Genomic DNA, 22,268 nt, shown 5'->3' with positions numbered 1-22,268 from the left:
CGGAGAGGGGGACACATGAGACGTCTCTACGGCCTGCAGGCCCGCCTGGCCGGGCGGCTGCGTGCGGGTGACCCGGAGCGAGGCGACGTCCCCGGCTGGGTGCTCGTCACGCTGATGACCGCGGGGCTCGTCACGGTGCTGTGGGCCGTCGCGGGTGACCGGCTCGTCGACCTGTTCGTCAACGCGCTCGACGCCGTCTCCGGTCCGGGTGGGTGAACGCACGGGCCGACGCCCGAGGCGACCGCGGTGCCGCGGTCGTCGAGTTCGCGCTGGTGTCGATCCTGCTGACCGTCCTCGTCCTCGGTGTGCTGCAGGTGGGGCTGGCGCTCTACGTCCGCAACACCCTCGTCGCCTGCGCGTCCGCCGGCGCGCGCTACGGCGCCAACGCCAACCGCACTCCCGCCGACGGTGCGGCCTACACCGAGCGGCTCGTCGCGCGGTCGCTCGCGGATCGCTACGCGGTCGACGTGACCGGGGGCGTCGAGGTGCGTGACGGCGCCGAGGTCGTCGTGGTCGAGGTCGACGCGCCGCTTCCCGTGGTCGGCCTGATCGGTCCGGTCGGCGGCATCACCGTCCGCGGTCACGCGTTGCGCGAGGGAGTCGGTCCGTGAACCCGCGGCGACCGCGCACGCGGCGCGGTGACGACGGCAACGCGATGGTCGAGTTCAGCTGGCTCGCCCTGCTGCTGATGGTCCCTCTCGTCTACCTCATGCTGACGGTCTTCGAGGTGCAGAGGGCCGCCTACGCGGTCGAGGCCGCGACCAGGGAGGCGGGCCGGGCGTTCGTCACGAGCGAGGACGGCGCCGATCCCGACCAGCGCGCCCTCGCCGCCGCGCAGATCGCCGCGGGCGACCAGGGTGTCACCCTCACCCGCGACCAGGTACGGGTGACCTGCGAGCAGGAGCCGTGCCTCACCCCGGGTGCGACGGTGGAGGTACGCATCGCCGTCCGCGTCCCGCTGCCGTACCTGCCGAAGATCCTGTTCGGTCGCGAGCCCGCGTCCGTCGCCGTGCGCGCCACCCACGTCGAGGTCGTCGACGCCTACCGCGACGCGCCTCGCGAGGACGGCGACCCGTGAGGCGGCCACCGCGCCGGCGGGCCGGACCGCGTGAGAGCGGGCAGACCCTCGTGCTGACCCTGGGCTACGCGGTGATCGCCCTCCTCCTGATCACCGTCGTGGTCAACCTGTCCCGCGTGTTCCTCGCCCAGCGGGCGCTCGACGCGGCCGCCGACGAGGCGGCGATCGCCGCGGTCCAGGCCGTGCGCGAGGGTGCGTACTACGACGACGGCGCCGGCCGGCTGCTGCCGTTGACCGAGGACGGCGCCGACCGCGCCGCCACGGCACACCTCGAGGCGTCCGGCGCGACGCGCTCGTGCGAGCGGTTCGCCCTCGACGAGGTGACGGTCGACGACGGCGCCGTGACCGTCGCCGTCTCCTGCCGAGTGAGCATCCCGTTCGCCAACGTCGTCTCGGCGTCGTACGCCGACGGTGTGCCCCTGGTCGGCCGGGCCACCGCCCGCCAGACCGTTCGGCCCTAGTGCTGAGCCGGGGTCTGGCGCATCGGTGTGTCTTCACGAACGGGGGTTCCCCAATCGATCCGCGCTGGCGACCGGGGTTGCGTCGGCTTTGGTCAGGTGGTCGCGGCGTGCGTCTCGGTTTCGGCGAGGCGGGTGAGGAACTCGGCGATGAGTCGTTGCTGTGACGGCTTGTAGTCGGCGAACAGTTCGGTGAGCCGCTGCTGGCGGGCGCGGCGGTGGCCCGCGGCAGCTTCTGGTGTCAGGGTCACGATGACCTTGCGGCGGTCGTGGGTGCTTCGGTCTCGTCGCACGTACCCGGCCTTTTCCAGCCGATCGATCGCACCGGTGGTCGTCCCTGAGGAACTGACTTGAGCCATTTCGCTCAATTCGCCGGGGCTGAGGGATCCGTGGAGTTGGAGCAGGGTCAGGAAGCTGGCCTCGCAGGCACTCCAGACCAAGCCGGCCTCGTTGCCTGCGGACTGCTCGAGTCGTGCGGCGGCAGCGGCGTACGTCCGCAGCGCCTCCGCCGCGACGGTCAGCGGATCGCCGTCCGTGCCGGGTGCGCTTGCCATCGGGTGACCTCCTCCCATAGTCTCTCGTATGAACGAGATAAACGACAGAACGAGAGAAACGGTCGTGCGAGTAACTCGTCTCGACGATGATATCTGAGGGGGAGCGCAGATGACCGAGCCCGGCCCCGACGTCACTGAGGCCACTGAGGCCATGGTGCGTTCCAGGCGGCGGTGGGCGGCTATGGCGGTGCTGATCGGCGGCTTCATGCTCGATCTGTTCAACGTCACGATCCTCAACGTGGGTCTGCCCACCGTTCAGGCTGACCTGGGCGCCACACCTTCCGAGGCGGGGTGGATCGTGACCGCCTATCTGTTGGCCTTCGCTGCCTCGCTCATCACCGGGGCCAGGATGGGTGACCTGGTCGGCCGTAAGCGTGTCTTCCTGACCGGGCTGGTCCTCTTCGCCGCGGCCGGGACGTGGGCGGGACTGGTATCGGGGCCGGGCGAGCTGATCGCCGCTCGCGCCGTCCAGGGGGTGGCCGCCGGTCTGCTCGCGCCTCAGGTTCTCGCCAGCCTCTATGGGCTCTTCGACGGCCGAGAGCGGGCGACCGTGTTCGGTCTGTTCGGTGTCTTCTCCGGCACCGCCCAGGCGGGCGGCCTGCTGCTCGGCGGGGTGCTGATCGCCGCCGACATCGGCGGGCTCGGCTGGCGATCGATCTTCCTCATCAGCCTGCCCGTTGCGATCGTCCTGGTCGTCCTCGGGGCCTGGCTGGTCCCCGAGAGCCGCACTCCGGCGGCCAGGCGCCCCGACCTGTCCCGTTGCTGGGACTGTCGGCGGGACTGGTGGCGATCGTGTCAGCTCTGCTCGAGGGCGGCACCTATGACTGGGCGCCGTGGGTGTGGCTGTGCCTGGCTGCCGGGGTCGCCGCCGTGGTCGCCGTGGTCCTGGCTGAAGACCGTACCCCCGACAGTCGGGCGATGGCGCTGATCCCATTCGGGCTGGTGCGCGAACGCACCTCCGCCGTCGCCCTCGTGATCCAACTCGTCGCCTTCGGAGGGTTCAGCGGCTTCCTGCTCGTGTTCATGCTCTGGCTCCAAGACGGCCAGGGCTACTCACCTCTCGATGCCGGTCTCGTCACCATCGCGTTCTGCGCCGGCGGCCTCGCCATGACCGCCTTCGTTGGCCGCCTCACCGTCCGGTTCGGTCGTCTCGTCGTGGGTGCCGGCGCCCTCACCGCCGCAGTCGGCACCCTCGCGATCACCGTGCCGTCCTCGTCGGTGACCACCAGCATCAGCCCATGGGTGGTCGTTCCCGGCCTGTTCATCGTCGGCATCGGGATGAACCTCGTCATGCCCACCCTGACCACCATCTTCCTGTCCGCCGTCCCACCCCGTTACGCCGGTTCCGCCTCAGGTGTGTGGACCACCAGCCAACAGTTCGGTGGCGCCATCGGGACCGCCGGCCTGAGCGTCGTGTTCTTCACAGCTTCCGGCCACAGCGGCCACAACAACGGACTGGGAGCGAGCACCCTCGCGATCACCACCGCCCTCGTGGCAACTGCCCTGCTGTGCTTCGCCCTGCCCAAACCCGAGATCGAACCATCAGCCTGATAAGGGGCCGTCCTCTAGGCGCCGGACACCACCCCACCCGGCGGGACCGGTGGGGAGATCGGGCCGCGATCACGCGGTTCGGGTTCGGGCATGCTCGCGATCGTAGGAGGCGCCGGCATAGGAACGGCAAAGGTCCCACGTCGACGGGTGCGGCGGGCCGGGCGGGACCTTGCGTCGCCCGGCCCGCCGCGCCCGCCCCGGCCACCGACGGTCAGCCGTTCCCCCCTGGGGACCGAACCGTCGGTGGCCGAGACCGTGGACGGACGTGGTGGCGGGACCGCGCACTGCCAGCGGACGCACGTGCGCGGCCCCGACGTTCAGAAGTTGTTGTGCACGCGGACGAACGGTGGCGTGCTGGTGAGGCAGTGCAGGCAGGGCCACGGCCGTCCGCATCGAGAGCACTTGCCGTCGACGTCGCGCGGCGCCTCGGTGCCCTTCACCCTGGACTTCCTGCGCCTTTTCGGAGCGGGTTGCCCGTCCTGCGGTGTCCGCTCGGCCTCGTCCTCTGTGTCCTTGTCCGCTGCGTCCACGGCGACTCCCCTGATCGCCGGCCGGTACGGCCGGGTCCACTGTTGGTCGGTCTTGTGGGTGGGACGGCGTGACGCCGCGATCATGACGCGATCGCGGAGGACTTTCTCGCCGCCCGTGTGTCGGCGGGTGGTGGCACACTCCTGGCATGCGCGAGACAGCAGACGACATCGACGAACTACAGCGCCTCCTGGACGACTCGATCGGCCGTTCCGGCGACCACCTGCGCAGCATCGTGACGCCGGGGGAGCGCACCCTGACCGCACGCCAGCTGGTGGCCGCGCTGCCCGGCATGAAGGTGCTCGTGGTCGCGACCACCACCGCGAGGGGAGAGCCGCGGACGTCCGCGGTCGACGGACACTTCCTGCGCGGCCACTGGGTCTTCAGCACGAGCGGCACGGCGCACAAGGCGCACCACCTCCGCGCGCGTCCCGCCGTGAGCGTCGCCCACGTCGACGGTGAGCGGATCGGGGTGTTCGCCCATGGCACCGCGGACGACATCACTCCCGAGCACGCCGACCATGGGTGGATCGACGAGCACCTGACGGAGCACTACGGCTCGTCGCCCACCACCTGGGCCGACGACATCGCGTACTTCCGCATGCGCACGCACTGGATGATCGGCTACGCGTTCAACGCCGCCGAGTTCCCTGGTTGACGCGGTTCTCCTAGGACGCGACGCCCGCCGGGTGGCGGTCCGGTTCGAGGGTGGGGGCGCCGACGCCGCACTGCGACCTGGCCTGTGGCCACGACTCGCGCGGGCAGACCCGCAGCACGTCGTCGTGGATGGTCAGCAGGCTGGCCACCGCGCCGGCGAGCAGGAGAATGGCACTCACGACCATGGCCGTACGGAACCCGGTCGCGAACACGCCGGCCCGCGAGAGGGCGTCGCCGGTCAGGCCGACGGCGGGTGGCACGGCCGCGACGGCGAGGAGGCCGGCGGCCCTGGCGACGGCGTTGTTGATGCCGCTGGCGACGCCGGCGTGGCGCGGATCCGCGGTCGCCAGCACGGTTGCGGTGAGCGGCGCGACGGTGGCGGAGAGGCCGAGGCCGAAGACCGCGACCGCGGGCAGCACATCGAGCACGTACGAGGCTCCGGGGCCGATCCGCGTCACGAGCAGCATGCCGCCGGCGGCGACGACGAGGCCGACCGTCATCGGTATCCGTGGCCCGATCCGCTGGGCGAGTGCGCCGGCGCGGGCCGAGAACACGAGCATGATCGCGGTGACCGGCAGCAGTGCGGTGCCGGCGGCGAGCGGCGAGAACTCCGCCACCACCTGGAGGTGCAGGACGAGGAGGAAGAACATCACGCTCATCCCGCCGTACACGACCAGCGTGATGGCGTTGACCGCGGTGAACTGCCGCGACCTGAACGTCTCGAGCGGCAGCATCGGGCGCGGCCCGCGTCCGCCGGAACGGACGCGCTCGACGTAGCCGAAGACCACCGCTGCCACGACGCCGACGGCGCCGGCGGCGATCACGGGCGCGTCGATGCGCCCGCCCGGCATCTCCGTGAGGGCGTAGGTGATGCCGGCGAGGGCGAGGGCGGCGAGCGCCGCGCCGAGCACGTCGAACCTGCCGTGCGCCTCGTCGTCGATCGTCTCCGGTACGTGGCGCAGGGCGACGACCACCACGACAGCGGCGAGCGGGATGTTGATGAGGAAGACCCAACGCCAGCCGGCGGTCGCGACCAGCCAGCCGCCGAGGAACGGGCCGATCGCGGCGGCCACCCCGCCGAGACCCGACCACGCGCCGACCGCCCGCGCCCTGTCGTCGGGATGGAACGACGCCTGGATGATCGCGAGCGACCCGGGGGTGAGGAGTGCACCACCGATGCCCTGCAGGGCACGTGCGGCGACGAGCATCGCGACGTCCTGGGCGAGTCCGCACAGGGCCGACGCGACCGCGAACCACACCACGCCCACGACGAAGACCCGGCGGCGGCCGAAGCGGTCACCGAGCGCGCCGCCGAGCAGGATGAAGCATGCGAGCGTGAGCGTGTACGCGTTGACCGTCCATTGAAGTCCCGCGATCGACGCGTCGAGCTCCTCGCCCAGGGCCGGTAGTGCCACGTTGACCACGGTCGCGTCGAGCATCGCGACACCCGAGCCGAGGACGGTGGCGAGCACCACCCAGCGCCCGGCCGGCTGACCGAGACGCACTCCTGCCGGCAGCGCGCTGGCTGTCATGGGACACATCCTCTCCTCGGCGGGTGCCGATACCGGAACTGAACCACGTAGGGCGCCCTTTCGCTTCCCCGGCGGCCGGACCTCAGGGTGTTGTTACGCTGCACGATGTGGCCATCGACTCCGACGCTCAGGCACCGCTCGACACCCTCGACAGCACGTTGCGCAGTGTCGAGGCGGTCCTCGACATCGAGCAGATGCGGAAGACGGCCGGTGACCTGGAGGAGCAGGCGGCCGCACCCGGGCTCTGGGACGACTCCGCGTACGCGCAGAAGGTCACCAGCAAGCTGTCGTACCTGCAGGGCGTGATCAACAAGGTCACGGCGCTGCGGAGTCGGATCGACGACCTCAAGGTGCTGTTCGAACTGGCCGCGGCCGAGGACGACGCCGCGACCCTGGCGGAGGCGCACGAGGAGCTCCGCTCGCTCGGTTCCCAGGTCGGCGAGCTCGAGGTGCGCACGCTGCTCTCCGGCCCGTACGACGAGCGCGAGGCCCTGGTGACGATCAACGCCCAGGCCGGCGGCGTCGACGCGGCCGACTGGGCGGAGATGCTCATGCGCATGTACACGCGCTGGGCGGAGCGGCACGGTTACGGCGTCGACGTCTACGACACGTCGTACGCTGAGGGCGCGGGCCTGAAGTCCGCGACGTTCACCGTGCGCGCGCCGTTCGCGTACGGCACGCTGCGTGGCGAGCACGGCACGCACCGGCTGGTGCGCATCTCCCCGTTCGACAGCCAGAACCGCCGGCAGACCTCGTTCGCCGGGATCGACATCGCGCCGGTCGTGGAGACCACCGATGAGATCACGGTGTCCGACGACGAGATCAGGGTCGACGTCTTCCGCTCGTCGGGCCCCGGTGGGCAGAGCGTCAACACCACCGACTCCGCGGTGCGGATCACCCACCTGCCCACCGGCATCGTGGTGAGCTGCCAGAACGAGCGCTCGCAGCTGCAGAACCGCGCCAGGGCGATGGACGTCCTGCTGGCCAAGCTGCTCGAGCGCCGCCGGCAGGAGGAGGCGGCCACCCTCGCCGGCCTGCGCGGGGAGTCGACCACGAGCTGGGGCACGCAGATCCGCAACTACGTGCTGCACCCGTACCAGATGGTGAAGGACCTGCGCACCGAGGTCGAGACCTCCAACACCGACGGCGTGCTCGACGGCGACCTCGACTCGTTCATCGAGGCGGAGATCCGCTGGCGCCGCCAGCAGGAGACGGCCGAGGCGCAGTCCTAGGGCGCGTTGCCGCCGCGGCGCGGGTCACCGCACCGGGATCGCCCCGATCACCGTCTGCTCGATCGTGCCGTCCGCGCTGTCGGTCGCCGTGGCCCGCAGCGACAACGCGCGACCGGAACGTACGGCCGACCCCGGGGACGACCGCTACCCACCTGGACATACCGATCCGGGTGGTCCGCAGCGCGTGCCATGTCTCGCCGCCGTCGGTGGAGTACGCCAGGCGTGCGGCCGTCGGCCGCGGCACCTCGCCGGTCGCGCGCGCCAGATGCCCCACGGTGACGGTGATCGGCAGCGGCCGGTGTGCGCGGGCGCGGCCGAGGTCGTCGACGAGCGGGTCGTAGCGCAGGCGCAGCAGCGGCGGCACGGTCTGCCCGCCCTGCTGGGGGGCCGGCGGCGACGACCGGAACGTCCACGCGGTCGACCCGCTGGTCGCGACCGGCAGCGTGTCCGCGGGCATCGTGTACCGGTGCTCCATCCGGAACTCCGCCGGCTCCGGCGGGACGGACGCCGACGCGTCGTTCTGGTCACGGCTCCCGACCAGCGTCCCGTTGCGGTACAGCCGCACCTGCTGGGTCTCGGTCGTGCCGGGGAACCGGCCGTGGTGCGTCCCGTCGGCGAGCCCGGCGCCCGCGGAGAAGATGCCGGTGCTGTGGGTCGCGAACGCCGCGTCGACGTGGAGTCCGCGACCCCAGTCGACCGTGCGCCGCTCGCCGCGCTCGTGGACGACCCAGTCCGGGTCGCACAGCTCGGCGACCGGGACCGCTGGCACCGCCAGGCACTGCGTCCAGCGCAGGTTCGGCGCCGGGGTCACGAGCTCGACGGACCGGGTGGGGACGTCGACCGGCCGCCGGTGGACCAGGCCGACACCCGACAGGTCGGTGACGAAGACGCGTCCCGCGGTCAGGGTTCGCCTGCCGTCGATCCCGGCGTACCGGTTGTCGACCCGCGCCAGCCGTGCGACGTCGTGGCGGTCCAGGTGCGGGGACGGGCCGAACGTCGGGGTGATGACGACCAGCTCGTACGCGTCCGGCGTGGTCGGGCTCCGGTGCCCGGTCGGTTCGAGGCGCCACTGGAACGCCGACTGGAAGATCCCCTGCCGCACCGGTCGGGTGGGGGAGATGAACACCGTCCCGGCCGCGATGTCCGCGGGGTCGAAGAAGTCGTACTCGATGGCCCCTCGGCGGCCGTCGTCGTACCGGGAGTAGGCGACGCTCGCCTGCGCGACCCTGGTGGCCTGGTCGTGGACGGTGGGTGGGCGCACCCGCTGCGCGTCCCTGGCGTCGACCACGAAGGTCGTGTCCCGGTCGACGGTGAACTCGGCCGAGCCCGCGATGGTGAAGGTCTCCGGGGCGCCGCCGCCGGCCGGTGTGGTGACGCGGGAGAAGGCGCTGAAGCGCGCCGGCGCCGTGTGCACGGTCGCCTCGCCCCGCTCGTCGAGTCGCACGTCGAAGAAGGTGCCGCGCAGGTCGGTGGCGTTGACGAGGTTCACGACGCCGTTCGCGTACGGCTTGCCCGCCCGGTCCAGGACCTTGACGGTGAGGTCGTAGCGCTCCGGCTCGTCGTGCGCGTTGACCGGCAGGTGCAGGCCGTCGCCGTTCGTGGTCGCGACGTCGATCATGCCCTGCAGCAGGCCGTCGTCCGCGAGCGTGGGCTCGAAGGTGATCGTCGTGCTCGCGCTGCCGCCGGCCGGCACCGTCAGCGTCGCGGGGGAGACGGTCAGAGCGGCCTCGGCTGCGGACGTGCCGTAGCCGTCGTCCAGCGTGTCGGTGAGCGTGACGTCCACCGGCTCCGCGGCGTCGTTCGTCAGCGTCAGCGTGCGGGTGCGCACGTCGTCGTCCGGATGCTTCAGCTGTCCGAAGTCGATCGCGGAGAGATCGCTGTGCAGCGTCTGGGTGACGGCACGCCGGAGGTCGAGCCGACCGCCGCCCTCGCTCCATGCGGTCGCGTTCGCGTGATCGTGGGCGGAGGTGACGAGGGTGGACTTCACCTGCTGCCAGGTCCAGTCCGGGTGCTGCTGCCGCAGCAGCGCCGCGGCCCCGGCGACCACGGGCGTGGCCTGTGAGGTGCCGGACATCGACCGGTAGAAATCGCCGTCGCGCGCACCGGCCCTGGCGCCGAGCAGGTCCACGCCCGGCGCGGTGATGTCCGGCTTGAGCCGGTAGCTGCCGCGCACCGGGCCCTCGCCGCTGAAGACGGCGAGGAAGTCGTCGGTGCGTACGGCCCCGACGGTCAGCGCCGACGCCGCGGTGCCCGGGGTGTCGACGGTGAAGTGGTCGACGCCGAGGCCGCCCTGGTTCCCCGCGGCCACGACGAAGAGGGTGTCCGATGACGCGGTGAGCGCGTCGACGGCCTGCGACGTCGGGTCGTCGGTGTCACCCGCGGTGCCGCCGAGGCTCAGGTTGACGACGTCCGCGCCCTGCCGCACGGCCCACTGCATGCCGGCGATCACCCAGGACGCCTGGCCGGTGCCGGTGTCGTCCAGGACCTTGCCGGCCAGCAGCTCGGCGCCGAACGCGATCCCACGGCGCGCGCCGTCCGAGCGGGCACCGGTGCCGGCCAGGAGGGACGCCACGTGGGTCCCGTGCCCGTGCCGGTCGTCGGCGCCGGGCCCGGTACCGGTGAAGTCGCTCGACTCCCGCACCTGATTCGCGAGGTCCGGGTGGCCGCCGTCGATCCCGGTGTCGAGCACGGCCACCGTCACCCCGGCGCCGTCGAGGCCGGAGTCCCAGGCCGCCGGCGCGTCCACCAGGCCGAGGTATCCGTCGAGCTCCGCGGCCTCGACCCTCGCGTCGAGCCAGATCCGGTCGACCCCGCCGAGTGCGCGTGCGGCCCCGGCCCGGTCCGGGGCACCGCGGCGCGACAGGCGGGCGAGGTCGTCGCCGAAGCCGGCCGCCCCGGCCTTGTCGACGACGGCGGCCGTGGCGTCGATGCTGTCCAGCGTCCGTCGCGTACGGAGCTCCTCCGGTGCCGCCGCGAGGGTTCGCGTGCCGGCCGTGCGTTCGACGATCAGCGGCATGTCGGTGCGCCGTGCGTCGTCGTATCCCATGGCGGCGAGGCCGGTGACGTCGAACAGGGCGCGGTCGAGCACCGCGGGGACCAGCGCGGAGACGTCGGACGGCACGACGTACGTGCTGTCGCCCTCGCGCCGGACCCGGAACCCGCCACGGCCGTCCGTGCCGTGACGCGGTTCGAACAGCACGTCGGGACGGCCGTGCGTGCCCGGCCTGAGCGTGACGATGTCACCGGTCACCAGCGTGATCCGTACCGGGGTCGCGGCGGCGGTTGCGGCCGGGTCGGGCGTGGCCGGCGGTGCAGCGGCGGCCGGAGCGGCCTGCGCCGCGAGGAGCATGGCGGCGGCGGCCACGGCGGCGACGAGGCGGCGGACTGCGAGGGCGAAAGGAGGCATGACGGCGTTGTAACCGATTGCAGCGCGGTGGGGCCACGGTTTGGCGTGGCCCATGGGAGCCGTGTCCGGTTTCGGACAGGGCCGCCATGCGCGAGCCGGCCGGGGGTCGGTCGTGTCGATCAGGCGGCGCTGATCAGGCGGTACGGATCAAGCAAAGGAGCGGACGAGGCCGAAGACGAGGCCGAAGAGGGTGAGGGCGGCGAGGACGAGATAGACGAGCGAGGTGGTGCGGGTGCTGTCGCGCAGGTCGGCCCTCGCCTCGCGGCACACCGGGCAACGACCTTCGAGCACACGGCCTGAGCAGCTCGCACAGATCAGTTGATCATGGCTCACGATGCTGCCCTTCGTCGAACTCCGGCCCGCGAACGGCGACAGGGCGACTCGCGCGAGGTCCCCCTCCGGCACTGTCGCCGTCGCGCCGCTTACACTCCCATGGTGCCACCTACCTGCCCCGGGTGGGTACCGTGACAGTCGACGGACCCGTTGCGGCACGCACATCCCGTAGCCGACGGGATCCATGACCAGACCCCTAAACTGCGACTCGTGATGCCGTTGTGATCAATTTCGAAGACGTGACCAAGCTCTACCCGAGCCAGCAGCGCCCGGCGCTGCAGAACGTGTCCGTCGAGGTGGACAAGAGCGAGTTCATCTTCCTCGTCGGTGCGTCGGGCTCGGGCAAGTCGACCTTCCTGCGCCTCGTGCTGCGGGAGGATCGGCCCACGTCCGGTGACATCCACGTGGCCGGCAAGGAGCTGAACAAGTTGTCCAGCTGGAAGGTCCCGCAGCTGCGCCGGCAGATCGGCTGTGTGTTCCAGGACTTCCGGCTGCTGCCGAACAAGAACGTTCGCGAGAACGTCGCGTTCGCGCTCGAGGTCCTCGGCAAGAACCAGAAGCTGATCAACCGTTGGGTGCCGGACACCCTGGAGCTCGTCGGCCTCGACGGGAAGGCCGACCGGCTGCCCGACGAGCTGTCCGGCGGCGAGCAGCAGCGGGTCGCGATCGCCCGTGCGTTCGTCAACCGGCCGATGATCCTGCTCGCCGACGAGCCGACGGGAAACCTCGACCCGGCGACGAGCATCGGCATCATGAAGATCCTGGACCGGATCAACCGCACGGGCACCACGGTGGTCATGGCGACACACGACGCCGCGATCGTCGACTCGATGCGCAAGCGGGTGGTCGAGCTGGAGTTCGGCAAGATCGTCCGTGACCAGTCCCGCGGCGTCTACGGCTACTCGAGCTAGCCGCGCAACCACTGACGAGAAAGGCCCCACCGAGGCGGACGACGGCGCCACGACGCGCCCCGACCACGAGGACACCATGCGACTGCGTTTCATTCTCTCCGAGATGTGGATCGGCCTACGGCGCAACGTCACGATGACGCTCGGCGTCATGGTGACCACCGCCGTCGCCCTGACCCTGCTCGGTGTCGGGCTCTTCATCTGGGCCCAGGTCAACACGATGAAGGACTACTGGTACGACAAGGTCGAGGTCACGGTCTACCTGTGCGGCAAGGAGAGCCAGGTCCCCGCGTGCCAGGCCAGCGGACCCATCACCGGCCAGCAGAGGGAGCAGCTCAGGTCGCTGCTCGACAACATGCCCGAGGTGGCGGACGTCTACTACGAGGACGAGGCGACGGCCCACAAGCGGTTCTCCCAGCAGTTCAAGGACACGCCCGTCCTCGTCGAGAACACCCGGGTCGGTGACATCCCCGCGTCGTACCGGATCAAGCTCAAGGACCCCGAGAAGTACCCGATCGTGAGCAGCGCAGTGCAGGGCAGGCCGGGGGTGAGCTCGGTCTACGACTTCAACAACGTGCTGGGCAAGTTCTTCGACATCCTCAACACGTTGCGCAACGGCGCGCTGATGCTCGCTGCCTTCGGCCTGCTCGCGGCGCTGCTGCTGATCGGCAACACGATCCGGCTCGCCGCGTTCTCCCGCAGACGCGAGACGGGCATCATGCGGTTGGTCGGAGCGTCGAACTTCTCCATCCAGATGCCCTTCCTCCTCGAGGGTGCCGTGACCGGGTTCCTCGGGGGGGTGGTCGCGTCCGGTGCGGTCTACGGCCTCAAGGCACTCGTCGACTGGAAGATCAAGCCGGGCTTCCTCCGGTTCGCGTTCCTCGGCTGGGACAGCGTGCACCTGATCGTGCTCCTGCTGCTCGTGGTCGGTGTCCTGCTCTCGATGCTGTCGTCGTTCCTCACGATTCGCCGATATCTGCGGGTCTAGCCGTGGCCAGGCAGAAGGAGAAGAAGGACAAGGACCCGGGTCGCAAGATCGTCGCCCAGAACCGCAAGGCGCGGTACAACTACCACTTGGTGGAGACGTACGAGGCGGGCATGGTGCTGACAGGCACCGAGGTCAAGTCGCTGCGCCAGGGACGCGCCTCGCTGGTCGACGGCTACGCCGCGGTCCGCGGCGACGAGCTGTGGCTGCTCGGGGTCCACATCCCCGAGTACACCGAGGGCACGTGGACCAACCACGAGCCGCGGCGGGCGCGCAAGCTGTTGCTGCACCGGCACGAGCTCGACGAGATCGTGGGCAAGGCCAACGACTCCGGCGTGACCATCGTCCCGCTCGCCCTGTACTTCAAGGACGGCAAGGCGAAGGTCGAGGTCGCCGTCGCCCGCGGCAAGCGGGCGTACGACAAGCGCAAGTCGATGGCGGAGCGCGACGCAAAACGCGAGATGGATCGGGCGCGGCGGGTACGCGCACGCGGTGCGTAGGACCTGGCGCCGACACCTCGCGACATTCGTCGTCGCCACGGCGCTGTCCGTGGGAGTGCTCAGCGCCTGCGGGGGCCCCGACGAGAAGGACACGGCCACCTCGTTCCTCGCCGCATGGCAGCGCGGTGAGGGGTACGACGCCGGCCGGCTGACCACCACGAACCCCGCCACCGTGGCGCGTACGCTCACCACGGCGACGCGCGCGCTCGACGCCCGCGAGCCGCGGCTGCGCCTCGGCCGGGTGACCAAGACGGGCGCGCACCACGCCTCGGCGACCTTCACCGCCACCTTCCGGCTGGGCGCGCTCGGCGTCGGCTGGACCTACCAGGGCCGGTTCATGCTGCGGGAGTCCGACGACAGGTGGCGGGTCGTCTGGGCGCCCACCGTCGTCCACCCGGCGCTCGGCGACGGCAGGCGCTTCCACGTCACGAGGCAGTTCCCGTCCCGCGCGCCGATCCTCGACCGCGAGGGCGGACGCCTCGTCCTCAACGAGTCCGTCGTGGTCGTCGGCGTGGTGCCCGAGGCGATGACCGACCGCGAGGAGAGCCTGCGCACGCTCGCCTCCACGACGGGCATCGACTCCAAGCAGGCGCTCCGCCGGATCGAGAAGGCCGCACCGAAGCAGTTCCTGCCGCTGATCACGTTGCGCCAGTCCGACTACCTCGCGGTCAAGGAGGAGATCTACGACCTGCCCGGCGTGCACTTCCGGTCGGACAAGCTTCCGCTGGCGAAGTCGCGCGGATACGCCCGCCAGCTGCTCGGCACCGTCGGTGCCGTCTCCGGTGACCGGCTCGAGGAGCTCGGCGCTCCCTACACCCCGGTCGACAACGTCGGCGCCTCCGGTCTGCAGGGCGCGTTCGAGCGTCGGCTGGCCGGTGTGCCCGAGGGACGCGTCGTCGTGGTCGACGAGCGCGGGATCACGCGGAAGAACCTCGCGACCTTCGCCGGCCGCGACGGCACGGCGGTCCGCACCACCCTCGACACGCGGGTCCAGGACGCCGCGGAGGCGGCGCTCGACAAGGTGCGTAAGCCCGCGGCCCTGGTCGCGGTCAGGCCGTCGACGGGTGAGGTGCTCGCTGTGGCGAACCGGCCCGTCGACGACGGCTTCAACCGTGCGCTGGCAGGCCGCTACCCGCCGGGCTCGACGTTCAAGGTCGTGACCACGGCCGCGCTGCTGGACCGTACGGACCTACGCCCGACGACCACCGTGCCGTGCCCGCCGCGGATCGTCGCCGGTGGCAAGTCGTTCCGCAACTTCGAGGGCGAGGCGGCAGGTCGCCCCGACTTCCGCAAGGACTTCGCGATCTCCTGCAACACGGCTTTCATCCGCCTGTCCCGGTCGCTGCCCCACACCGGTCTCGGTGACGAGGCGGCCAGGTTCGGCTTCGGCAGCGAGTACGCGCTCGGCGTCTCGGCGTACTCCGGCCAGGTGCCGACGTCGCGCGACGCCACCGAGCAGGCGGCCGCGTCGATCGGTCAGGGCCGCGTGCTCGCCAGCCCGCTCACCATGGCCCTCGTGGCCGCGGCGGTCCGCGAGGGCACCTGGCGTCCGCCGTCCCTCGTCACGCAGCCCCGACCAGCGGGCACCGCGAAGCCGGTCAGGCTCGACACCGGGGACGCCGCGACCCTGCGGTCCCTGATGCGCTCGGTCGTGACATCGGGGACGGCGCGGTCGATCGGCGGCGGCCGTGCGGTCGCCGGCAAGACCGGCACGGCGGAGTTCGGGTCCGCCGACCCGCCGCGCACGCATGCCTGGTTCATCGGCTACCGCGGCGATCTCGCGTTCGCGGTGCTCATCGAGGACGGCGGCGTCGGCGGCGAGGACGCCGTCCCGGTGGCGAAGGCCTTCCTCCGGCGCGCCTGACCCGCAACTGAACGTGGCATGACCGTCGCGTGCTGTGAAGTGCCGGTCCCGATGGCACGATCTGCACCTAGAGTGACTCGGATGTCGCCCCGTCGGGGTAGGTCACGTTCGTCCGGAGGGAGCCTCGATGCCTCGCCCCCCTCAGATCCTCGCCACCAGCGGGGGCCTGAAGATGCGTCCGGGTGTGCGGTTCCTCGACCGCGGCGAGCTCCTCGACGAGGCGATCCGGCTCGCGGAGGTCCCCGTCCCGAAGGTGTGCGGCCTCTTTACCGCGCTGGGCGACGACGCCGCCACGATCGCGCGCTGGCACGACGCCGTGGGCGTCAAGGCCGACGTCCACACCAGCCACGTGACCGTCTTCGACATGCCCAACCACCGCGACTACCGCAGTCACCTGCTCGCCCAGGACGTCATCTGGGTGTGCGGCGGGTCGACGGCCAACCTGCTGGCGTTGTGGCGGGTCCACCGGATCGACGAGATCCTCCGTGAGTGCTGGGAGGCCGGCGTCGTGCTCACCGGGGTGAGCGCCGGCTCGCTGTGCTGGCACAGCGGCGGCACCACCGACTCCTTCGGCCTCGACCTCCAGCCGATCACCGACTGCCTCGGTTTCCTGCCGTACTCCAACTGCCCGCACTACGACAGCGAGCGGCAGCGCCGCCCGCTCTACCACCGACTCGTCGGCAGCGGCACGCTCGCGGCCGGCTACGCGACCGACAACGGCGTGGGCCTGCACTACCTCGGCACCGAGCTCGTCGACGTCGTCGCCGAGGTGCGGGGCGCCAACGCCTACCACGTCGAGCCCGACGCCGGCGGCACGGCCAAGGAGACCAGGATCGAGCCTCGCCTGCTCAGGTAGCGGAGGTCAGGTTCGGCCGGGGGCGACGGTCGGGTCAGTCGGTCGTCGCGGGAGTGAACAGCTCGACGAGGTTGCCAGAAGGGTCGGCGAGCAGGATCTGGCGTCCGCCTGGACCTGCGACGACGTCGCTGCGGAAGGGCAGCCCGGCCCGGCGTAGTCGCTCGATCTCGGCGTCGAGGTCGTCGACGGTGAGGTGGATGCGGTTGCGCCCGGCGGTTGCGGCGTCCGTCGGTGTGGCGCGGGCACCGGAGCTGGCCGATCCGGACAGGAGCAACCGCAACGGGCCGCGGGTGACGTCGGCGAAGGCGGGTAGGTGCGCGGAGCGCAGGGTGAAGCCGAGGTGGGTGGTGTAGAAGTCGACCGCGGCCTGCACGTCGTCAACGATGTAGCGGACGCTGACCATGCTGTCGTCGATCTCGGTCATGACCGGTCACCTCTCGTCGGTGGTGTGTCGATGCGGCGGGTGAAGAGCTCGATGCGGGTGTGGAGTTCGGCGGCGACCTGGCGGAACGCCGAGTAGCCGGTGCCGTCGGCGGCGGGATCGGGAATGCTCCAGTGGATCGACGCGGGACCGCCGGTGAACTCGGGGCAGACCTCGCGGACCTTGTCGCAGAGGGTGACCACGTAGTCGAAGCGGTGTCCGGTGAACTCGGCGAGGTGACTGCCGCGCCGGCCCGTGATGTCGATGCCGTACTCCCGCAGCACCCGGATCGCATGCGGGTGCACGTCCTTGGGGTGGCTGCCGGCACTGGCGGTCTCGACACGGTCACCGCCGGCGCGAGCGAGGAGGGCTTCGGCGATCTGGGAACGGGCGCTGTTCCCGGTGCAGAGAAAGAGCACCCGTGTCGGGGTGGTACGACGGCGGCGACCAGCGGTGGCCGGGCCGGTGGCCAGACCGGGGTGCAGCGCGGTCCCGGTCGCTGCGAGGAGTTCGCCGCAGCGGGCCAGGTCGACGTGGTAGTAGCTGTCCCGGTGATCGGCAGAGCTGCGCCGCATCGATACGAGCCCACCGGAGCGCAGGCGTCCGAGGTGGTACGAGACCGCGTTCTGCGGTTGGCCGACCCTGGCGGTCAGCTCCCCGACCCGCAGGTCGCTGCCCGCCAGCTCGGTGAGCAACCGCCACCGCACCGGGTTCCCCACCAGGCGCAGGAACACCGGCGGTGACACGTCCACGAGTGCCGAGTCGCCAGCCACTCGCGCAGGATACATCAAACTGGTTTGATGCATATCCCCAGACGTTCCGACCCCCGCCGGTCTTGACCCGCCGGTTCGCCGGGTGCATGCTGCCTACATTCAAAATATATCGGGGGTATGGCAGTGAGGGATCCCGTGACGAAGTCGGACCACGCCTACCAGGCGTTGCGTCGCGGCATCATCGTGGGCGAGATCGAGGCCAACGCGCCGCTCGACGAGGCCGACCTGATGGCGCGCTTCGACACCGGGCGCACCCCCATCAGGGAGGCGCTCAAGCGGCTCGCCCTCGAGCAGTTCGTGGTCTGGCCGCCACGCCGCACGGCGTACGTCAGGGAGACGAGCGCGTACGAGCTGCACAAGCTCTACGAGTCCCGGCTGCTCCTCGAGGAGCCCGTCTCCCGGCTCGCCGCCGAGCGCATCACCGACGCGGGGCTCGCCGAGCTCGACCGGTTCTGCGACGAGCTCGAGTCGGCGGCCGGCGAGGGCAAGGTCTACGAGGCCGTGGAGGTCGACCACGCCCTGCACCTGGCGATCGCGAAGGGGTCGGAGAACCGCTTCCTCGTCGATGCCGTACGCAACCTCAACTGCGGCTCGCTGCGCCTGTGGTACGTCGCGCACGAGCGGATCGGTCTCGAGGAGGTCCCGGCGCACCACCGCGCCATCGTCGACGCGCTGCGCACCCGTGACCCGGAGCGTGCCGCGGCGGAGACTCGCAACCACATCCTCATCTCGCACGAACGGCAACTGCGGCTGCAGTCCCTGCCCGCCACGTCGCTCACACCCGCCCGCTGACCCTTCGTTCGACCGAAGGAGTGCCCATGCGTCTCCGCCGTACCCGCCTCGTGCCCGCGCTCGCCGTGGCCGCCGTCCTCACCGTGCCGCTCGCCGGCTGCGGCACGTCGAGCGCCGGTCCCGACTCCGCGACCGAGGGCACGGTGACGATCCTCGGCTACGCCGGCGTGTTCCAGGACAACTACGAGAAGGCGGTCATCGAGCCGTTCCAGAAGGCGAACCCGAAGATCAAGGTGACTTTCCGGCCGGCGCAGAACTCTGCGGAGATGCTGGCGACCCTGCGGTCGGAGAAATCGAACCCGAGCAACGACGTCGCGATCATGGACACCTCGGTGTCGGCGACGGGCAACAAGGAGGGCATTTTCGCCCCGCTCGACCCCAAGGCCGTCCCCAACGTGGCAGACGTCACCGAGCAGGGGAAGACCCCGAAGAACTTCGGTCCCGCCGTGACGTACGACAACCTCGTGCTGCTGTACGACACCACGAAGGTGAAGCCCGCGCCGACGAGCTGGGACGCGCTGTGGGACCCGAAGCACAAGGGCAAGATCGGCATTCCCGCCGCGCCCGACATCCAGGGCCTCGCCCTCACGATGATCGTCTGCAAGATGGAGGGGGCCGACTACCAGAAGACCATCGACCCCGCCGTCGAGCGCCTGTCGCAGCTGTCCGGTGCGGTGCAGACCTGGGACCCGCAGCCGGATCCGTACTCCCTCGTCACGTCGGGCTCGGCCACGGTGGCGGTCGGCTGGAACGCCAGGGGCCAGCTCTACGCCGACACGTCCAAGGGCAAGCTCGGCGTCGCGTTGCCGTCGGAGGGCAGCGTCTTCCAGGTCAACACGATCAACCTGACGAAGAACAGCAAGCACCCGAAGGCGGCCCAGGCCTTCATGGACTACGCGCTGAGCCCGAAGGCGCAGGAGTCGTTCACCGAGACGATGTTCTACGCCCCGACCAATAGCAAGGCAAAGGTCCCCGCCGCTGCCGCCGACCGCACGGCGACGAGCCCGGAGCGGCAGAAGGAGATGATCTCGGTCGACTGGAACTGGATCGCCGAACGCCGCGACGCGTGGACCGAGGAGTGGCGGCGCAAGGTCATCGGTGGCTGAGGTGACGACCGCGACGCAGGGCACGGCGGACCACACCCGCGTGGGTGCGCGGCTCGACCTGCACGACCTCGTCAAGGTCTACCCGGGTCAGCAGGAGCGCGCCGTCGACGAGGTGAGCCTGACCGTCGACGGCGGTCAGCTGCTGGCGCTGCTCGGCCCGTCCGGCTGCGGCAAGACGACCACGCTGCGGATGGTGGCCGGCTTCGTCGACCCGACCTCGGGCACCGTCGAGGTCGACGGCACCGACCTGACGCGCACGCCCGTCCACCGGCGTGGCATGGGCATGGTGTTCCAGTCGTACGCGCTCTTCCCGCACCTCGACGTCGCGCGCAACGTCGCGTTCGGCCTGGAGATGCGCAAGGTGGGTCGCGCCGAACGCGAACGGCGTGTGGCGTCCGCCCTCGAGCAGGTGCGGCTGGGACACCTCGCCGGACGCAGGATCGGCGAGCTGTCCGGCGGCCAGGCGCAGCGGGTGGCGCTGGCCAGGGCGCTCGTCGTCGAGCCGACGGTCCTGCTGCTGGACGAGCCGCTGAGCAACCTCGACGCGAAGCTGCGCGAGCAGATGCGAGCGGAGATCCGCGAGATCCAGCAACGCACCGGCATCACGACGGTCTTCGTCACACACGACCAGGACGAGGCGCTGTCGATCGCGGACGTCGTCGCGGTCGTCTCCGACGGCCGGGTCGAACAGGTCGGCACCCCGGAGGAGATCTACGAGCGGCCCGCGACCCGGTTCGTCGCGGACTTCATCGGCCGGGCCAACCTGCTGCCCGGCGCCGTGCTCGACAGCACCGACGGGCGCGCCACGGTACGCATCGACGGGGTCGGCGACGTCGACGCGGTGTGCTCGCGGCCGATGACCGGCGACGTCACCGTCCTGGTCCGTCCGCACCGGGTCACGCTCGGTCCCGCGGACGGCGACACCGCCCTGCGCGGCAGCGTCGTCGCCCGTAGCTACACAGGTGACATGGTCTCGGCGACCGTCGACGTCGCCGGCCACCGCATCGTCGCCGAGGCCCTCACCGGCGAGGGTGCGTCGCTCCCGGTCGGGGAGTCCGTGTCGGTCGGGTGGAGTCCCGCCGACGCCCTCGTGCTCGACGCCGAATGAACGTCCGCGAAGCCCAGTAAGGAGCGCCCTTCGTGCCCATGGTCATCAACGCCTCCGTGGCGGAACTGCCGGCCGGCCTCGTCGCCGACGTCGCCGGCGTCGACGTCCCGACGTTCGGACACTTCCTCGAGTCCGGTTTCCCTGACCCACAGATCCGGCGCCTCGCCGGCACGGGCCGGATGACCGGTCGGGCCCTCACCGTCAGGATCACCGCCCCCGACTCGACGCTCGTGCACCAGATCACGTCGATGCTCTCGCCGGGTGACGTCCTCGTCGTGGACACCGGCGGCGACACCAGGCACGCGCCCGTGGGTGGAGTGGTCGGGCACGCGCTCGCCGCCGCCGGCGCGGTCGGGGTCGTGATCGACGGGGCGTGCACCGACATCGCCACGCTGCGCGAGCTCGGCCTGAGCGTCTACGCGCGGGGGACGTCCGCCCTCACGACGAAGCTGCACGGCATCGACACCGGCGGGATCAACGTGCCCGTCACATGCGGTGGCACACCCGTCGAGCCGGGGTTCCTGGTGGCCGGCGACGACAACGGTGTGCTGCTGGCGAGTGCCGACGACGTCGCCGCGGTGCTCGACGCCGCCCGGGCGTCGGACGCGGCCGAGCCCGCCACCGTCGAGCGGCTGCACGCGGGCACCAAGCTCCCCGACATCTCCGCCGCCGGCAGGATCATCGCCGGCCTCGGCGTCGGCGGCTGAGGCGTCGCGATGGCCACCGCGCACGCCACCCGGGTACCGGCGCCGCCGGACCGCGGGGTCGCGCGGCGCTCGGCCAGGCGCACGGCCGCGGCGCTGCTCCTGCCCGGCCTCGCCGCGCTGCTCCTGACGTTCGCGGCCCCGCTGGCGTGGTTGATCAGGATGTCGCTCAACCGCGGTGAGTCGTCCGGCCTGATCGTCAACACGCTCACGCTCGACTCCTACGCCACCGCGATCGGTGACTCGTTCTACTGGGGTGTCATCTGGCGGACGGTGCAGCTCGGCCTGCTCGTCACCGTCCTCACGGTCCTGGTGTCGTACCCGATCGCGCTGTTCCTCAGCCGCACGACGTCGCGGTGGCGCGGCGTGCTCGTGGCGCTGGCGATCGCACCGCTGCTGACGTCCGCGGTCGTGCGGACGTACGGGTGGATGGCGATCCTCGCCGACCAGGGCGTCGTCAACGGTGCGCTCACCGGCCTCGGCCTGATCGACACCCCACTGCGGCTGATGAACAACTTCACCGGCGCGGTCATCGCGCTGGTCGAGATCCTGATGCCGTACGCGATCCTGGCGATGCTCGCGGGCTTCGGTCGCATCGACGCCGAGCTCGAGCACGCCGCCTCGTCGCTCGGCGCCAACCGGGCCAAGGTGTTCTGGCGGGTCACGCTGCCGCTCAGCATGCCCGGCGTGATCACGGCCGCGCTGCTGGTGTTCGTGCTGAGCATCTCGTCGTTCGTGACCCCGCGACTGGTCGGCGGCGGACGCCTGTTCGTGCTGGCGACCGAGATCTTCAACCAGGCGACCATGACGCTGAACTGGCCGCTCGCCGCCGCGCTGTCGGTCATGCTGCTCGTGCTGTTCGGCGTCGTGATCGCCTGCTACCAGCGCGCGGTGCGCGCACTCGAGGGATAGGGGAGGAGGC

Annotated in this window: 25 protein-coding genes; 18 read left to right on the top strand and 7 right to left on the bottom strand. The window is 71.1% G+C overall.

The window, feature by feature from the left end:
* The first annotated feature begins 15 nt into the window (after positions 1-15).
* Genes GEV10_11975 through GEV10_11960 form a run of 4 tightly spaced genes read left to right on the top strand, consistent with a single transcriptional unit; the run spans position 16 to position 1,539 of the window.
* A complete protein-coding gene (locus GEV10_11975; protein MQA79172.1) occupies positions 16-216 on the top strand; it encodes a hypothetical protein in 201 nt (66 codons plus the stop codon).
* Positions 213-611, top strand: coding sequence for a pilus assembly protein (locus tag GEV10_11970; GenBank protein MQA79171.1), 399 nt, complete (start codon positions 213-215; stop codon positions 609-611). The genes GEV10_11975 and GEV10_11970 overlap by 4 nt, the downstream gene beginning before the upstream one ends.
* A gap of 44 nt (positions 612-655) precedes the next feature.
* Positions 656-1,078 carry a hypothetical protein gene (locus GEV10_11965; protein MQA79170.1) on the top strand — a complete coding sequence of 141 codons (423 nt, stop codon included), beginning with the start codon at positions 656-658 and terminating at the stop codon, positions 1,076-1,078.
* Positions 1,075-1,539 carry a hypothetical protein gene (locus tag GEV10_11960; protein ID MQA79169.1) on the top strand — a complete coding sequence of 155 codons (465 nt, stop codon included), beginning with the start codon at positions 1,075-1,077 and terminating at the stop codon, positions 1,537-1,539. Before GEV10_11965 ends, GEV10_11960 begins: the two co-directional genes overlap by 4 nt.
* 92 nt (positions 1,540-1,631) lie before the next feature.
* Here the strand turns inward: GEV10_11960 and GEV10_11955 are convergent, their stop codons facing one another.
* On the bottom strand, positions 1,632-2,090 hold the full coding sequence (locus GEV10_11955) for a MarR family transcriptional regulator (GenBank protein ID MQA79168.1): 459 nt from the start codon (positions 2,088-2,090) through the stop codon (positions 1,632-1,634).
* 109 nt (positions 2,091-2,199) lie between these two features.
* On the opposite strand from GEV10_11955, the gene GEV10_11950 reads away from it, so the two are divergent.
* Positions 2,200-3,018: an MFS transporter gene (locus tag GEV10_11950; GenBank protein ID MQA79167.1), complete on the top strand. Its 819-nt coding sequence runs from the start codon at positions 2,200-2,202 to the stop codon at positions 3,016-3,018.
* Positions 2,736-3,641, top strand: coding sequence for an MFS transporter (locus GEV10_11945; protein MQA79166.1), 906 nt, complete (start codon positions 2,736-2,738; stop codon positions 3,639-3,641). The genes GEV10_11950 and GEV10_11945 overlap by 283 nt, the downstream gene beginning before the upstream one ends.
* A 317-nt stretch (positions 3,642-3,958) precedes the next feature.
* Here GEV10_11945 and GEV10_11940 read toward each other — a convergent pair whose 3' ends face one another.
* Positions 3,959-4,255 (bottom strand): hypothetical protein, encoded by a 297-nt coding sequence (locus GEV10_11940; protein MQA79165.1) that lies wholly within the window; start codon positions 4,253-4,255, stop codon positions 3,959-3,961.
* A 62-nt stretch (positions 4,256-4,317) separates the two neighbouring features.
* Here GEV10_11940 and GEV10_11935 point away from each other — a divergent pair, with 62 nt between their 5' ends.
* Positions 4,318-4,827, top strand: a complete 510-nt coding sequence (locus GEV10_11935) for a pyridoxamine 5'-phosphate oxidase family protein (protein ID MQA79164.1) — start codon at positions 4,318-4,320, stop codon at positions 4,825-4,827.
* Between the two features lie 10 nt (positions 4,828-4,837).
* Here the strand turns inward: GEV10_11935 and GEV10_11930 are convergent, their stop codons facing one another.
* Complete coding sequence (locus GEV10_11930) at positions 4,838-6,358, bottom strand: DHA2 family efflux MFS transporter permease subunit (GenBank protein MQA79163.1); 1,521 nt, start codon at positions 6,356-6,358, stop codon at positions 4,838-4,840.
* Positions 6,359-6,465: 107 nt separating this feature from the next.
* Here GEV10_11930 and prfB point away from each other — a divergent pair, with 107 nt between their 5' ends.
* On the top strand, positions 6,466-7,590 hold the full coding sequence (gene prfB / locus GEV10_11925; protein MQA79162.1) for a peptide chain release factor 2: 1,125 nt from the start codon (positions 6,466-6,468) through the stop codon (positions 7,588-7,590).
* On the opposite strand, the gene GEV10_11920 is transcribed toward prfB, so the two are convergent.
* Positions 7,532-10,996 carry a S8 family serine peptidase gene (locus GEV10_11920; protein ID MQA79161.1) on the bottom strand — a complete coding sequence of 1,155 codons (3,465 nt, stop codon included), beginning with the start codon at positions 10,994-10,996 and terminating at the stop codon, positions 7,532-7,534. The genes prfB and GEV10_11920 overlap by 59 nt on opposite strands.
* Positions 10,997-11,143: 147 nt before the next feature.
* Complete coding sequence (locus GEV10_11915; GenBank protein MQA79160.1) at positions 11,144-11,329, bottom strand: hypothetical protein; 186 nt, start codon at positions 11,327-11,329, stop codon at positions 11,144-11,146.
* A 221-nt stretch (positions 11,330-11,550) separates the two neighbouring features.
* On the opposite strand from GEV10_11915, the gene ftsE reads away from it, so the two are divergent.
* The 5 genes from ftsE to GEV10_11890 all read left to right on the top strand — a co-directional run bounded on the left by ftsE (position 11,551) and on the right by GEV10_11890 (position 16,442).
* Entirely contained in the window at positions 11,551-12,240 is a 690-nt protein-coding gene (gene ftsE / locus GEV10_11910) for a cell division ATP-binding protein FtsE (protein ID MQA79159.1), read from the top strand.
* Between the two features lie 76 nt (positions 12,241-12,316).
* On the top strand, positions 12,317-13,225 hold the full coding sequence (locus GEV10_11905) for an FtsX-like permease family protein (GenBank protein MQA79158.1): 909 nt from the start codon (positions 12,317-12,319) through the stop codon (positions 13,223-13,225).
* A 2-nt stretch (positions 13,226-13,227) separates the two neighbouring features.
* Positions 13,228-13,722 carry an SsrA-binding protein SmpB gene (smpB, locus tag GEV10_11900; protein ID MQA79157.1) on the top strand — a complete coding sequence of 165 codons (495 nt, stop codon included), beginning with the start codon at positions 13,228-13,230 and terminating at the stop codon, positions 13,720-13,722.
* A complete protein-coding gene (locus GEV10_11895) occupies positions 13,715-15,586 on the top strand; it encodes a penicillin-binding protein (protein MQA79156.1) in 1,872 nt (623 codons plus the stop codon). Before smpB ends, GEV10_11895 begins: the two co-directional genes overlap by 8 nt.
* 127 nt (positions 15,587-15,713) lie before the next feature.
* Positions 15,714-16,442, top strand: a complete 729-nt coding sequence (locus tag GEV10_11890) for a peptidase E (protein ID MQA79155.1) — start codon at positions 15,714-15,716, stop codon at positions 16,440-16,442.
* A gap of 34 nt (positions 16,443-16,476) precedes the next feature.
* Here the strand turns inward: GEV10_11890 and GEV10_11885 are convergent, their stop codons facing one another.
* Both GEV10_11885 and GEV10_11880 read right to left on the bottom strand, forming a co-directional pair.
* Positions 16,477-16,845: a VOC family protein gene (locus tag GEV10_11885; protein ID MQA79154.1), complete on the bottom strand. Its 369-nt coding sequence runs from the start codon at positions 16,843-16,845 to the stop codon at positions 16,477-16,479.
* Between the two features lie 17 nt (positions 16,846-16,862).
* Positions 16,863-17,651, bottom strand: a complete 789-nt coding sequence (locus GEV10_11880) for a helix-turn-helix domain-containing protein (protein MQA79153.1) — start codon at positions 17,649-17,651, stop codon at positions 16,863-16,865.
* A gap of 102 nt (positions 17,652-17,753) precedes the next feature.
* Here GEV10_11880 and GEV10_11875 point away from each other — a divergent pair, with 102 nt between their 5' ends.
* The 5 genes from GEV10_11875 to GEV10_11855 are packed head-to-tail and all read left to right on the top strand — an operon-like array spanning position 17,754 to position 22,258.
* Positions 17,754-18,428 (top strand): FCD domain-containing protein, encoded by a 675-nt coding sequence (locus GEV10_11875; protein MQA79152.1) that lies wholly within the window; start codon positions 17,754-17,756, stop codon positions 18,426-18,428.
* Between the two features lie 26 nt (positions 18,429-18,454).
* The gene (locus GEV10_11870) at positions 18,455-19,534 is read left to right on the top strand and encodes an extracellular solute-binding protein (protein MQA79151.1); all 1,080 of its coding nucleotides are present in this window, start codon (positions 18,455-18,457) and stop codon (positions 19,532-19,534) included.
* Positions 19,535-19,574: 40 nt separating this feature from the next.
* Positions 19,575-20,642 (top strand): ATP-binding cassette domain-containing protein, encoded by a 1,068-nt coding sequence (locus GEV10_11865; protein MQA79150.1) that lies wholly within the window; start codon positions 19,575-19,577, stop codon positions 20,640-20,642.
* A gap of 38 nt (positions 20,643-20,680) precedes the next feature.
* The gene (locus GEV10_11860; protein MQA79149.1) at positions 20,681-21,349 is read left to right on the top strand and encodes an RraA family protein; all 669 of its coding nucleotides are present in this window, start codon (positions 20,681-20,683) and stop codon (positions 21,347-21,349) included.
* Positions 21,350-21,358: 9 nt separating this feature from the next.
* Positions 21,359-22,258: an ABC transporter permease subunit gene (locus tag GEV10_11855; protein ID MQA79148.1), complete on the top strand. Its 900-nt coding sequence runs from the start codon at positions 21,359-21,361 to the stop codon at positions 22,256-22,258.
* Positions 22,259-22,268: the final 10 nt, after the last annotated feature.

This window comes from Streptosporangiales bacterium (assembly GCA_009379955.1).
Lineage (GTDB): Bacteria > Actinomycetota > Actinomycetes > Streptosporangiales > WHST01 > WHST01.
This window is presented reverse-complemented; position numbering and strand designations above follow the sequence as displayed.